A 13427-nucleotide genomic window follows, 5' to 3' on the forward strand; every position below is an offset into this window, starting at 1 on the left:
CACCTCACATCCGGAAGACGCCGAAACTCGACGTCCCCTCGACCGGACCGTTATGGATCGCCGACAAGCACAGCCCCAGAACGGTTCTCGTGTCACGCGGGTCGATCACACCGTCGTCGTAGAGCATGCCCGACAAGAACGCGGGCACCGATTCGGCCTCGATCTGCGCCTCGATCATCTGCCGCATCCCCGCGTCTGCCGCCTCGTCGACAGTGCCGCCACGAGCCTCGGTCGCCGCGCGCGAGACGATCGAGATGACGCCTGCCAGTTGCGCGGCTCCCATCACCGCCGACTTCGCGCTCGGCCAGGCGAACAAGAATCGCGGATCGTATGCCCGCCCGCACATTCCGTAGTGACCCGCGCCGTAGCTGGCACCCATCAGCACCGACAGGTGCGGCACCTTCGAATTCGACACCGCGTTGATCATCATCGCGCCGTGCTTGATGATGCCGTTCTGTTCGTACTCCTTACCGACCATGTAACCGGTTGTGTTGTGCAGGAACAGCAGCGGCGTGTTGGAGCGATTGGCGAGCTCGATGAACTGCGTGGCCTTCTGCGCCTCCTGGCTGAACAACACACCTTGCGCGTTGGCCAGGATGCCGACGGGATAGCCGTGGATGTCGGCCCATCCCGTGCACAGCGAGTTGCCGTACTCGGGCTTGAACTCGTCGAAATCGCTGTCGTCGACGACGCGCGCGATCACGTCGCGCGGGTTGAACGGGATCTTGAGATCTGGCGGGACGATGCCGAGGAGTTCCTCGGGGTCGTAGCGCGGTTCCCGCACCTGCGCGCGCGGTTGTCCGCCCGCCTTGGTCCAGTTGAGCCGCGACACGATCCGACGCCCGATCCGGATCGCATCCTGTTCGTCGGCGGCGTAGTAGTCGGCAAGACCCGACGTGCGCGCGTGCATCTGAGCGCCGCCAAGGGACTCGTCGTCGCTTTCCTCGCCGGTGGCCATCTTCACCAGCGGCGGTCCGCCGAGGAACACCTTGGAGCGTCCGTCGATCATCACGACGTGATCGCTCATGCCCGGGATGTACGCTCCGCCGGCCGTCGAGTTACCGAAGACCAATGCGATGGTCGGGATACCCGCCGCCGACAGCCGCGTCAGATCGCGGAACATCCGCCCGCCGGGGACGAACACCTCCTTCTGCGTCGGCAGATCGGCACCACCCGACTCGACGAGCGAGATCACCGGGAGTCTGTTCTGCATGGCGATATCGTTGGCGCGCAGTGTCTTACGCAGCGTCCACGGATTCGACGTCCCGCCCTTGACCGTCGGGTCACTGGCAACGACGAGACATTCGACCCCCTCGACGACGCCGATCCCCACGACGACCGACGCTCCGACGTGGAAGTCCGACCCATACGCCGCGAGCGGGCACAGTTCGAGAAAGTCCGAATCCTCGTCGAGCAGCATCTCGATGCGCTCACGCGCGGTCATCTTGCCGCGCTTGCGATGCCGCTCGACGTACTTGTCACCGCCACCCGCGAGGGCCTTGTCGAGTTCACCGTGTATCTGGTCGAGCTTCTCCAGCATCGAATCGCGTGCGGCGGTGAAGTCGTCACTCGTCGAGTCGATCGTCGAACGCAATGCGGTCATCGTGTGCTCCCCTGTGCGATGTAGCCGAGTCGTTTTGCCGCGAGCCCGCTCAGGATCTCGGTGGTTCCCCCACCGATCCCCAGGATTCGCATGTCCCGATACTGACGCTCGACCTCGGTGCCCGTCATGTAGCCGAGGCCACCGAAGAGCTGAACAGCCTTGTCGGCCACCCACTCCCCGGTCTGCACCGCGGTGTTCTTCGCGAAACACACCTCGGCGATCAGGTCGTCGTCGGACGTCACCTTGCGGTTGACGACCCCACGCGCGTAGGTCCGCGCAACGTCGATGCGTCGAGCCATCTCGGTCAGCGTGTCCTGCACCGACTGTCGGGCGGCGAGCGGCTTGCCGAAGGTCTCGCGTTCGCGGGTCCAGTCGAGAGTGAGGTCGAGGCAGCGTTGCGCACTGGCGTAGGCCTGCACGGCGAGTCCGGACCGTTCGGTCACGAACGCCGCGGCGATCTGGGCGAATCCGCTGTTCTCGGCGCCGACGAGGTTCGTCGCCGGAACGCGTACGTCGACAAAGGCCAACTCCGCGGTGTCCGAACTGCGCCACCCCATCTTGTCGAGCTTGCGCGTCACCGTGAAACCCGGTGTGTCCTTCTCGATCACGAGAAGCGAGACCCCGGACGCTCCCGGTCCGCCTTTACGTACCGCGGTGACGACGAAGTCGGCGCGCACCGCGGAGGTGATGTAGGTTTTGGCGCCGTTGACGATGAAGTCGTCGCCATCGCGCTGTGCCCGCGTCGTCAGATGCCCGACGTCGCTTCCGCCGCCCGGCTCGGTGATCGCAAGGCTGCCGATCTTCTCGCCTGCGAGCGTCGGCCTCACCCATCGGTCGATCTGGTCGGGATCGCCTGCGGCGATCAAGTGCGGCAACGCGATCCCGTGCGTGAACAGCGACGCGAAGACGCCCGCGGCACCACCCGCGTAGTGGAACTCCTCCCCGAGAATCGACGCATCGATGAGGTCGCCGCCACTGCCACCGACGGACTCGTCGATGCCCAGTCCGAAGAGACCGAGTTTGGCTGCCTCGGAATGCAACTCGCGGGGAATCAGGCCGTCGCGTTCCCACTCGTCCTGTGCAGGCAGCACATGACGTTCGACGAATCCGCGAACCGCGTCACGCAGGGCGCGTCGTTCCGGCGTTTCCCACTGCGGATCTACAAGTGGCACAGCTCAGTTCCTTTCCGAGGACTCGGATGATGGCGCGGCAGAGGTCGTCTCGGCGACGAAGCTCAGCGGTATGGGCACAGGTCGCGAACGCAGCCACTCGCCCATCCCCTTGGCCTGCGGATCGAAGCGCACATTGTCGGCGACCCCGCGCCCGAGCACTCCCTCGATGACGAAGTTCAGCGCCGACAGGTTGGGCAGCCGGAAGCGCTTGACCTCGAGGTCGGTGATCTCCGGCAGGAGCTTCTTGATCAGCTCGACGTCGAGTGTCGCGTCGAGCCAGTCGAAGTGTTCCGGATTGCGCACCCACACACCGATATTGGCGCTGCCTCCCTTGTCGCCGCTGCGCGCTCCCGCCACCAGACCGAGTGGCGACGCCGCCGTGGGCCCGGGATCGTCGACGTCGACGACGCTGCGCGGTTCGGACGCGTCAGCGGGAACCTGGGTACGCAGTGGACTCGGTTCGATGCTCTCGCTCACGCCGTCTGCGAATGACACACGATGATCGACGAGCTTCGCGTCGACGTATCCCGGCTCGAAAACGCCGAAGGGAGCTCCCTTCCCGGGTGGTGCGAGCATCGTGAACCCGGGAAAGGTCGCCAGCGCCAGTTCAACCGCGGTGTTGCTGAATGCACGGCCGACCTTCTCGGGGTCGGTGTCTCGGGCAACGCAGCGCAGCAGCGCCGTCGCCTGTTCCTCGGTCTGCGCGTCGGGTCGATCGAGTCGTGCCAACTCCCACGTCATCTGCTCGGGCACCGACGACAGTTCCGCGCGGAACTGATCGCGGAACAGTTCGGCCTTGTCCTCGATGTCGAGTCCGGTGATCGCGACGGTGATCTCGTTGCGGAAGCCTGCGAGATGGTTGAGCGAGACCTTCACCGTCTCGGGCGGCGCCTCGCCCTTGACACCACTGATGGCAACCCGATCCTCACCGTCGGAACGCAGCGTGATGGTGTCGAGCCGGGTGGTCACGTCCGGGCCGAGGTAGCGAGGACCACCGACCTCGTAAAGCAGTTGTGCCGTCACGGTTCCCACGGTCACCGCACCGCCGGTGTCGGGATGTTTGGTGATCACCGACGTACCGTCGGAGGCGATCTCCGCGATAGGGAATCCGAGGTGTCCCATCCGGGGCAGCTCCGTGAAGAACGAGAAGTTTCCGCCTGTCGCCTGCGCGCCGCATTCGATCACGTGACCCGCGACGACGGCACCCGCGAGAGCGTCGAGATCGCCGTATTCCCAATCGAATGCGCTCGCAGCGGGCCCAACGGTCAACGAGGCATCGGTGATCCGCCCGGTGACGACGACGTCGGCACCCGAATCGAGCGCCGACTTGATGCCGAACGCGCCGAGGTATGCGTTTGCCGTCAGCGGTGTGCCGAGTCCGAGATCGTCTGCGCGGTCTAGGATGTCGTCGCCGTCGACGAAAGCGATCGATGCGTCGACGCCGAGCTTGTCCGCCAGTTCGCGCAGCGCAACCGCGAGGCCGTGCGGGTTGAGGCCGCCGGCGTTGCTCACGATCCGCACGCCCTTGTCGACGGCGAGCCCGAGGCACTCCTCCATCTGGCGCAGAAATGTCTTGGCGTAACCCGTTTTCGGGTCCTTCAAGCGATCGCGGCCGAGGATGAGCATGGTCAGCTCGGCGAGATAATCGCCTGTCAGATAGTCGAGTTCACCACCCTCGAGCATCTCGCGCATCGCGCTGAAGCGATCGCCGTAGAAGCCTGAGGCGTTGCCGATTCGGACGGGGCGGTTCGATCGGCCGGTGTTGGTACGACTTGTGGTTGACGTCATCGCTACTCCGATTCGGATGGTCGACGGTGCGCACAGTTCTTGTGCTCGGACATTCAGAAGGTTGCGGCGTTGCGCGGGGCACGGCCCGCTCCGGGAGGACCGGCGAAGCACTGTGCGATTGCGGCCCATTCGCGGGCGCGCTCGCCGTCGAGTTGCAGGTCGAGGTCTTCGAGCGCACGTCGCTGGGTGACGAGCTGACAGAAGTCGACAGCGGGCCCGCGCACTGTGCCGTCGACGGCGTCGGGATCATCGGGTCCCCACGTCCACAGCTCGCCTGACGGAGCGACCAGTTCGATCCGGAAGGGCCGCTGCGGCGGTGTCATCCCGTTGACCGAATACGCGAAATCGCGCGTGCGGACACCGATGTGAGCGACGTGCCGGATGCTGCCGGCCGGTTCGAGTTCGACGCCGAGCGCGTCGGCGATGTCGAGTCCGTGCGCCCAGGTCTCCATCATCCGTGCGGTGGCCATCGACGCCGCAGACATCGGCGGCCCGAACCACGGGATCTTCGCGCCGTCCGAAACGCCGACGAGTGCCTGCCCCAGTGCGGCGCGCGCGGCGCGCCAGTCGTCGAGCAACTCGCCCTTCGGGCGTGCGGCGCCTTCTTCGGCGGTCACATCGGTGAAGCCGTCGATGTTGCGCATCGCCTCTGCGACGACCTCGGCGAAGGCTTCGGAGTCGGTGGCCGCGAGGAGCGCCACCTTGTCCGTCCAGTACAGATGCGCGATCTGGTGCGCGACCGTCCACCCCGGCGCCGGAGTATCGGTGTGCCACGCAGCGTCGTCGAGCGACGACACCAGCGCGTCCAGTTCATCTCCTGCGGCGGCGAGATCAGCCACGAGATCACTCACGATCGACATGTAAGCAGCGTCACACAGTCGACCGTAAAAAGCAATCACGCTTGCTTGTTTTTATCCCCCGGCCAGTTCAGAGGCCCATCGTATGCACTACGTAGGCTTGTCGACGATGAGTATTCGACCGCCCCGCATCAGTCGGCTGCCAACTCCCCACCTCGAACCGTTCGACGCGCAACACGTCGTCGCCGGCGACGTGATCGAGGCTTCCCTGATCGCCGACACCGACCTCGGGGGCGTCGACTTCGGCGACGTCTCACTCACGACGTGCTCGGTGGTGCGCACGTCGCTCGACGACGCCGACCTCACCGGCGTCCGAGTCGTCGACAGCAGATTCGACGAGGTGAGCAGCGCACGCGTGTTCGCGCCGCGCTCGATGCTGCACAACGTGCGCATCGAGAACAGCCGAATCGGCGCGCTCGACCTCTTCGGCGGAAAGATGCGTTCGGTGATCATCTCCGACTGCAAGCTCGGTCTGGTCAACCTCAGCGGCAACGAGGCCCGCGACGTGATCTTCCGATCGTGCGTCATCGACGAACTCGACGTCTCGGAGGCCGCGTTGACGCGTGTCTCCTTCGACGACACCACCGTCGCCTCACTCGACGTCCACCGCGCCACGCTGACCGACGTCGACCTCCGCGACCTGCGTGTGAACAGCGTCCGCAATCTCGGAGGGCTTGCGGGCGCGACGATCACCGCCCATCAGGCCGTCGGGCTTGCCGAGCAGTTCGCCGCCCACCTCGGTATCGCCGTCGAATAGCGCTGTTTTCAGCGGAAGTGGATATCCGCGGCGCCGTCGGCGAGCAGCGTGCCGTCGGGGCCCGTCATGCGCGTCGAGAACGTCGCAATCCGACGCCCCACCTTCAACGGCTCGACGTCGACGATCACGCGACTACCGTCAACTGGCGGTGAGCGGAAGTACGCCACCGAGAGATCACCGACGCGGTACTCCTGGCCAGCACGAGCCTTCTGCTGCCCCGCAAGTGAGCACGCCACACCGACGATGGTGCCGATCACTCCACCGTGCATGGTCCCGAACATGTTGCCCATCCATGCCTCCGTGTCGACGACGAGTCGCAGGGCGTTCGACGGCGCGCCGTCGGCGTCGATGGTGGCGTTGAGCAACTCGGCGAGCGGACCACGGTCGCGCTCTCCGCGAGCGATCTGCGCAACGATGGTCTCTCCATCGAGATCATCCGGAATCGCTTGCGCAAGAACAGCATCGAGCGATGCGGCGTCGGGGATGTCGTGCGCCGACTCTGCATTGTCGAAATCGTCCGGAACCGCCCGTCCCACGGCGACGTTGCGCGCGGTGCCGACGCAGAACTCCTCGGTTCCGTTGCCGACGCGAATCTCGGTGACACCGACCTTGGCGTCGTGCATCAGCAATTGCGCCGTGCCGGTGAGGTGGTCGGTGAGTCCTGCCCGCCCGACGGTCGACAACGCCAGGCGAGCCTGCATGCACGGCGAGTCAGTGGCGCGGTGATACGGGATGCCACCGATGTGGTCGAAAAGGACCGCATACGCGGGGAGGTCGATGAGTCCGCGATGATCGGCGAATCGCGGGCCGAGTTGCTGCTCCGCGACGACCACGCCGTCGTCGATACGCAGCGATCCGACGCCGAACGCCGCGACCGGATCGCGCACCACACCTGTCGTCGGCGCGGCACCGGAGTCGTCGTGGTTGTTGTCGTTCATGGGTTCACTTCATCACCCTGCGTCCCGGGGCGAGATTCCGCCCCCGGGACGCAGGGAGACCGATCACACTCAGATAACCCCGAGAGTTCGCAGCCCACGCGCGTAGTTGGCGATTACCTGCGAGGTGATGTGTGGAATATCGGCGTACTCGGCCGTCGCTGTGGCCACATTCCCCGAACGAACCGCCTCGGCGAAGAGCGGTGCGTTCACCACGCCGGCGTCGAGAGGTTCGACAGCGCGCACGTAATTGTGCAGCAGCGGGATCAATGAGTGTCGACGTTGCTTCTCCGGCAGATCGGCGAGGGCGTCGGAGAAGAGTCGGTACCAGCGGTCGTAGTCGTCGACGAATGCGATCTCTTCGCCGGACTCGATGAGCCAGCCGACAAATGTGTCGAGGTCGATACCGTCGGAGTGTGGATTGACCGCGTTGTACGTGACGTGACCGTCGCTGACCGCGAGCGTCGAGATGGCCGCGGCCAGGAAGTCGACGGGAAGCGCGTCGTAGTGCGCTCTTGCGCGACCACCGTCGGCGTCGAGTCGATAGAACGACTGTGGCGCGAGGCCTGTCGCCAGGACGCTCATCAGCAGGCGCGTGAACATATCCGGCAAGTTGAGCTGACCGAGGTCGCTGTCGTCGGCCACGATCATGTCGCATCGGAACACGCTGACGGGCAGCCCGAAACGGTCGTGGGCGTCTGCCAGCAGCACCTCCCCCGCCCACTTGCTGTTGCCGTAGCCGTTCGCGTAGCCCTCGTGTACCTCTCGCGTCGCGCTGAGCTCACGAATGTCTGTGTCCTCCACCAGTTCCGCGGAGCCGACCTGGTCAGCCACTCCGACGGTCGAGATGTAGACGTAGGGCTTGCGGGTCGTCGTCAGCGCGAGGCGGATCAGTTCCGCTGTTCCAGAGACGTTCGGGCCGAACAACTCCCGATAGGGCAGCAGATGATTGACCAGTGCCGCGGGGTCGACGATGAGGTCGACTTCGGCGGCGAGCCGGTTCCACACCGCGTCGTCGAGTCCGAGACTCGGCGAGTCCTTGTCACCCGCGAGCACCGTGAGGTGATCTGGTGCCAGCCGCAAGTAGTCGGCGCGCAGCGGACCGTCGCCGACATCGAAGATCGCGTCGAGGCGTCGCCGGGCGGTCTCGTCATCGGACGCTCGGACCAGACAGGTGACGTGGCCGTCGACGCGGGCAACGCGCCGTAACCATTCGACGGCGAGGTATCGACCGAGGAATCCCGTTGCTCCGGTGAGCAATACCTCACGCACATTCTTATCGGCGGGCGGCACGGTCGACGCACCCGCCAGCGTTGCCTCGTCGAGAAAGGCGTCGACAGTGAGCTCGTCGGCACGCAGATACTGCTGGTCGGCATGCACGATGTCCGCCGTGGGGCGTGCCTCGCCCTCCCGTCCGTCGATGTAGTCGGCGATGGCTGCGAGGTCCGAGGACGGACTCGTCAGCACACCCACCGAGACCTGTGCGTCGAAGACGTCGCGGAGTGTGTTCCCAAGGGTGACGGCGGTCAGCGAGTCGCCACCGAGATCGGTGAACCTCGAGTGCGCAGTCACCTCATTCCCGGCGAGATCGAGTGTGGCCGAGACGATGTCGATCAGTACGTCGAGCGTCGGCCGACCCGCTGCGGATGCCCGAGCATCGCGAAGTCGATCGGCGCGGGCATTCGCGAGGTGTAGGTACAGGTCTTCGAGAGCGGGACCGTACGCCTCCTTGAGACGAGGCCGCGCGAGCTTGCGAATCCCGGTCAACAAGCCGTTGGCCTCAGAGAACGCGGTGCGTTCGACGATGATGTCACGCGGTATCTCCACCGGCGCAAGGCCGTTGCGCTCGCCGATGTCGCGGACGGCTCGCAGCAGCGTCGCGTGTAGTTCCTCGTCGTCGGAAGACGCGTCGACGGCGTCATCGGTTGGCACCACGACCGCCAGCAGGTACGGGCGTGAACTGTTGCCGTACACGTAGATCTGACGGATCGGCGGTGAGGTCAGCGCGCTCTCGACGCGCGCAACCGTCACGAACTCGCCCTGCGACAACTTCAACACGTTGTTTCGACGGTCGAGGTAGACGAGCTGATCGGGCCCGGTTTCGGCCATGACGTCGCCGGTTCTGTAAAAGCCCTCGTCGTCGAACATCTCCGCGGTGAGTTCCGGTCGCCGATAGTAACCGGCGAAGATGTCGGTGGTCTTGACGAGCAGCTCGCCGCGCGGGTGCGGGGTATCGGTTGTGCGATAGCCGAGTTCGGGGACGTCGACGAGCTTGTAGTCGATGACGGGTGGCCGGATCACGGCCCCGTTGCGGATGACGCCACCCGCCTCGGTAGATCCGTAGCCCTCGACAAGCGGGGCGTCGAGCATGCTCTCGACGAAGTCGACGACCTCGGGCGAGATCGGCGCCGAGCCGGTCACGGCGAGTTGTGCACGTTCGAAGTAGCTGCGCCGCATCGCGGCGAGGACGTCGGCGTGCGAATCCGTCTCGGCGCCCTCGATTTCGGACAGATACTGCTGGTGCAGCATCTCCCAGATGCGCGGCACGAAATGCAGTTCGGTCGGCGCGACGGCCGCGAGGTCGTCGAGGAGTTCCGACAGGTCTGGCCGCGCGGTGAAGTAGGCGGTACCGCCGTTGCCGAGCGTTCGCATGAGCGTCGCTCTGCCCATCACGTGACTCATCGGCAGGAAGTTCAGGGTGACCCAGGCGTGGTCTTCGCTCGCATCGTCTTCCACTGTGGCACGGTCTGTTTCGAGTCCGAATCCCTGTCGGATCAACCGAAGCACTGCGTCCTGGGTGTACATCGCACCCTTCGGGGCGCCGGTGCTGCCGGAGGTGTAGATCAGCAGCGCGAGGTCGTCGGGTTGCGCGTCGGCGCCGGCTTGCAGCGCCTCTTCGACGACGTCGGTGATCGACGACTCGGCGTCGAAGTGCACATAGTGGACCGTGATTCCGAGCGGTTCCAACAGAGCGCGCGCACGTTCGACGGCGTCGAGTGTGGCTTCGGAGACGTCGAAGACGACGAGGTGCGCAAGGTCGGCGCGCGTCCCGTTCTCGAACAGTGCGGTGACCCTGGACAACGAGTTCGTCGACACCGCAAGGACTTTGGCCTCCGTCTCGCCGAAGATGTCGGCCAACACGGAATCCGCACCCCCTGACTGCAGCGGCACCTCAACCGCGTGAAGGGGACCGAGAATTGCGAGGCTCACTGCCGTGTAGTCGGCGCTGGTGAACCCCAGAGTGGCGACCCGATCGCCGGGCCCGACGTCCGCCGCGTCGCGCAGGAGCGATGCGACGGCCGCGACCCGACTACCGAGTTCACGGAAACTGACTGTGGACCAAAGTGATTCGTGCTCGGCATCGCGGAAACCGAGCGCAGGACGGTCGGCGTACCCCTCGAAGAGAACTCGAAGTGCACCCTCCACCGACGTTTCTTCCCGGAGGCGGGCAGCAACGTCGGAGTCGGGGCGCCGCGCGGACACCGCGGCAGCAGGATCGGTGGAAAGATGGGTGGACATCAACAACCTCCGAACAATAGACGATTATTAGGGATGCGAAGTAATACATCTCCACTGTTCTCCCCTGAATCGCCGCTGCGCCACGATCGGTGAGCCATCTCACCCGCAGATGCGGCGAACCCGACACTTCTGCGCCGTATGCGCGTGCGCCACGCGTTCTTTTCGCGGCGATCGGTTCGGGGTGGGCGGCCGCGCGCCGCCTTCCGGGCCCGATAACACGGCCGCCGCGCTCGGCGTCGTTCCTCATCGAACTTCGCCGACAGCCTCACCCCACGCAGCCGAAAGTAGGGGAGGGATTGTTTCCTCGAGTTGTCGACGTTTCCCCGCGCAACTTCTCGAGAAAGGGTACGAAACCCGCGGAAAGGTTCTTTCCCCTAGTTTCTGCACCCCCCGCCGACCGACCCGACGGCGCCAGCACCACCCTCCCCGACGCTCCCCGCGCGCCGTCGAACACTTCCGCCACTCCCCGAACCCTCCCCGCGCAACTTCTCGAGAAAGGGTACGAAACCCGCGGAAAGGTTTTCCCTACTTCCTGCGCCCCGCCCCAGCCTCACCCCAGCGACCCGAGCGCGCCCGCACGCGCGCTGGTACCGTTAAATCCAACTGTGACAGAAGGGGCTGGTGATACCAGTGGGACGAACACTTCAGCGCGCTGCGCTCGGGGCTGCTATCGGACTGACGGCCACGTCGACGCTCCTGGCGACGGCCGGGTCCGCGCACGCCGCGCCGGCCGCCGACCCGCAGATCCCTGCGTCGTCGATCTCGCAGACTCCGAATGCAGGCATCGCGACCAGCGGCGACATCCCCTTTGCTGCGTTCGTCGCTCCGATCGCGGCGGCGTCGCCCGACCCGAACACACTGCGGGTGTGGCTCGAGCCGATGCCGGGCAACGCCTGCGCCGCGGCGCTGCGCTCGGCGGTCGTCGGGTTCGAGTGGCACAACACCGCCACCAAGAAGTCCGGGACCACCACCTTCGCGGCATGCAAGGAGGGCAAGCCCGCGCTCAGCCCCGCACTGCAGACCGGGCCGGGGCCGATCTCGTTCACCACGAGCGTCGTCGGACGCGGTGGCGCGACGTTCACCCTGAGTCCCGGAAGCGGCACCATCTCGCGCTGACCGCCACGTCGAGCGGCATCGCCAAGCGTTGGTAGACAATTTCTCGAATCTGTATACCCCGCCGTAGAACAGGTTCTAGATTTGGCGCATGGCGCAGACCGTGACCGAACTCCTGATCGACCGTGACAACGACGACTCCCTGGCGATTCTGTACGACGACAGTCGCTGGACATGGCGCGAATATCTCGACGACGCGCGGCGCACCGCGGCCACCGTCCTCGGCCGCGCCGACACCAAGCGCCCGATGCACATCGGCGTCCTGCTCGACAACAGTCCCGCGATGCTCATCGCGCTCGCCGCAGGCGCGCTCGGCGGGTACGTGACGGTCGGGATCAACAACACTCGACGCGGCGAGGCTCTCGCCAACGACATCGTGCGCGGCGACTGCCAGATCCTGCTCACCGACGCCGAGCACCTTCCACTCCTCGACGGCCTCGAGCTTCCCGGAGTCGAGGTCATCGACACATCGTCCGCCGAGTGGCCCCGGCTTCTCGCCGACGCGGAGGAGCTGACCCCGCACTCGGTACCGAACGCTACCGACCCCTTCATGCTGATCTTCACCTCGGGCACGAGCGGCAACCCGAAGCCGGTTCAGTTGGCGCACATGCTCGTTCCGTTCGCCGGGCCGCCCCTTGCCGAACGCTTCGGCATCACCTCCGACGACATCTGCTATCTCTCGATGCCGCTCTTCCACTCCGCGGCGCTCCTCGGAGGGTATTGCGTCGCAGCCGTTTCCGGCGCGGCAATGGTGCCCGCCAGATTCTCTGCTTCCCGATTCCTCGACGACGTTCGGCGCTACGGCGTCACCTACATGAACTACGTCGGCAAGCCTCTCGCCTACATCCTCGCGACTCCCGAGCAACCCGACGACGCAGACAACACACTGCGCGCCGCATTCGGCAACGAAGCCACCGACCGCGACATCGACGACTTCGCACGACGTTTCGACTGCCAGGTCTGGGACGGCTTCGGCTCCACCGAGTTGGCGATCATCATCACCCGCGAACCAGGAACTCCACGCGGCTCCGTCGGGAAGGGGTTTCCCGGCGTCGCCGTCTACAACCCGGCAACCGGGACCGAGTGTCCACCAGCACAATTCGACGACACCGGCGCACTCCTCAACGCCGACGACGCGATCGGTGAGATCGTCAACACCTTCGGCGCGGGCATGTTCACCGGCTACTACAACGACCCCGCGACCACGTCGGAAAGGCTGCGCGACGGCATGTACTGGTCGGGTGACCTCGCCTACAAGGACGCCGACGGTTGGCTCTACCTCGCCGGCCGCACCGGCGACTGGATGCGTGTCGACGGCGAGAACATGACAGCAGGCCCCATCGAGCGAATCCTGTTGCGCCTACGCGACATCAGTCAGGTCGCCGTCTACGCGGTTCCCGACGATCAGGTTGGCGACGCGGTCATGGCGGCCGTCATCCTCACCGACGACAGTTCCTTGACCCCAGGCGAGTTCGCGCAATTCCTTGCGGCGCAGCCAGATCTGTCACCGAAAGCATGGCCACGGTACGTCCGCATCGCCGACGACCTGCCGACGACGGCGACAAACAAGATCGTCAAACGTCAGCTCAAACACGAGGGCGTGAGCGCGGGCGACGATACCCTCTGGGTACGCGAACCGCGCGGCACCGAGTACCGCGCGGCGTCGCCCGCGAGCGTGTGACA

At 65.6% G+C, this 13427-nt stretch carries 9 protein-coding genes; 3 read left to right on the forward strand and 6 right to left on the reverse strand.

Annotation, left to right across the window (positions count from 1 at the left end):
- Nucleotides 1–4: 4 nt before the first annotated feature.
- The 4 genes from A5766_RS07550 to A5766_RS07565 are packed head-to-tail and all read right to left on the reverse strand — an operon-like array spanning nt 5 to nt 5423.
- Nucleotides 5–1603: an acyl-CoA carboxylase subunit beta gene (locus A5766_RS07550; protein WP_005206601.1), complete on the reverse strand. Its 1599-nt coding sequence runs from the start codon at nt 1601–1603 to the stop codon at nt 5–7.
- Nucleotides 1600–2775 carry an acyl-CoA dehydrogenase family protein gene (locus tag A5766_RS07555; RefSeq protein WP_064904120.1) on the reverse strand — a complete coding sequence of 392 codons (1176 nt, stop codon included), beginning with the start codon at nt 2773–2775 and terminating at the stop codon, nt 1600–1602. The genes A5766_RS07550 and A5766_RS07555 overlap by 4 nt, the downstream gene beginning before the upstream one ends.
- A 3-nt stretch (nt 2776–2778) precedes the next feature.
- A complete protein-coding gene (locus A5766_RS07560; RefSeq protein ID WP_064904127.1) occupies nt 2779–4563 on the reverse strand; it encodes an acyclic terpene utilization AtuA family protein in 1785 nt (594 codons plus the stop codon).
- Between the two features lie 53 nt (nt 4564–4616).
- A complete protein-coding gene (locus A5766_RS07565) occupies nt 4617–5423 on the reverse strand; it encodes a TIGR03084 family metal-binding protein (RefSeq protein ID WP_064904130.1) in 807 nt (268 codons plus the stop codon).
- A 106-nt stretch (nt 5424–5529) separates the two neighbouring features.
- Here A5766_RS07565 and A5766_RS07570 point away from each other — a divergent pair, with 106 nt between their 5' ends.
- Nucleotides 5530–6177 carry a pentapeptide repeat-containing protein gene (locus A5766_RS07570; RefSeq protein ID WP_064904132.1) on the forward strand — a complete coding sequence of 216 codons (648 nt, stop codon included), beginning with the start codon at nt 5530–5532 and terminating at the stop codon, nt 6175–6177.
- 8 nt (nt 6178–6185) lie between these two features.
- On the opposite strand, the gene A5766_RS07575 is transcribed toward A5766_RS07570, so the two are convergent.
- Together A5766_RS07575 and car are read right to left on the reverse strand one after the other, a co-directional pair.
- Nucleotides 6186–7115: a PaaI family thioesterase gene (locus tag A5766_RS07575; protein ID WP_064904134.1), complete on the reverse strand. Its 930-nt coding sequence runs from the start codon at nt 7113–7115 to the stop codon at nt 6186–6188.
- A 69-nt stretch (nt 7116–7184) separates the two neighbouring features.
- Nucleotides 7185–10631, reverse strand: coding sequence for a carboxylic acid reductase (gene car, locus A5766_RS07580; protein WP_064864559.1), 3447 nt, complete (start codon nt 10629–10631; stop codon nt 7185–7187).
- Nucleotides 10632–11261: 630 nt separating this feature from the next.
- Here car and A5766_RS07585 point away from each other — a divergent pair.
- Entirely contained in the window at nt 11262–11747 is a 486-nt protein-coding gene (locus A5766_RS07585; RefSeq protein ID WP_231894579.1) for a hypothetical protein, read from the forward strand.
- A gap of 88 nt (nt 11748–11835) precedes the next feature.
- A complete protein-coding gene (gene fadD1 / locus A5766_RS07590) occupies nt 11836–13425 on the forward strand; it encodes a fatty-acid--CoA ligase FadD1 (protein WP_064904138.1) in 1590 nt (529 codons plus the stop codon).
- Nucleotides 13426–13427 lie beyond the last annotated feature (2 nt).

It is taken from the genome of Gordonia sp. 852002-51296_SCH5728562-b, assembly GCF_001665475.1.
In the GTDB taxonomy this organism is placed as follows: Bacteria; Actinomycetota; Actinomycetes; order Mycobacteriales; family Mycobacteriaceae; genus Gordonia; species Gordonia sputi.

What these genes read in the sequence shown, in the direction of transcription:
- A5766_RS07550 (WP_005206601.1), bottom strand. Translation starts at nt 1,603, where the DNA reads ATGACCGCATTGCGTTCGACGATCGACTCGACGAGTGACGACTTCACC.
- A5766_RS07560 (WP_064904127.1), bottom strand. Translation starts at nt 4,563, where the DNA reads ATGACGTCAACCACAAGTCGTACCAACACCGGCCGATCGAACCGCCCC.
- A5766_RS07565 (WP_064904130.1), bottom strand. Translation starts at nt 5,423, where the DNA reads ATGTCGATCGTGAGTGATCTCGTGGCTGATCTCGCCGCCGCAGGAGAT.
- A5766_RS07570 (WP_064904132.1), top strand. Translation starts at nt 5,530, where the DNA reads ATGAGTATTCGACCGCCCCGCATCAGTCGGCTGCCAACTCCCCACCTC.
- A5766_RS07575 (WP_064904134.1), bottom strand. Translation starts at nt 7,115, where the DNA reads ATGAACGACAACAACCACGACGACTCCGGTGCCGCGCCGACGACAGGT.
- car (WP_064864559.1), bottom strand. Translation starts at nt 10,631, where the DNA reads ATGTCCACCCATCTTTCCACCGATCCTGCTGCCGCGGTGTCCGCGCGG.
- fadD1 (WP_064904138.1), top strand. Translation starts at nt 11,836, where the DNA reads ATGGCGCAGACCGTGACCGAACTCCTGATCGACCGTGACAACGACGAC.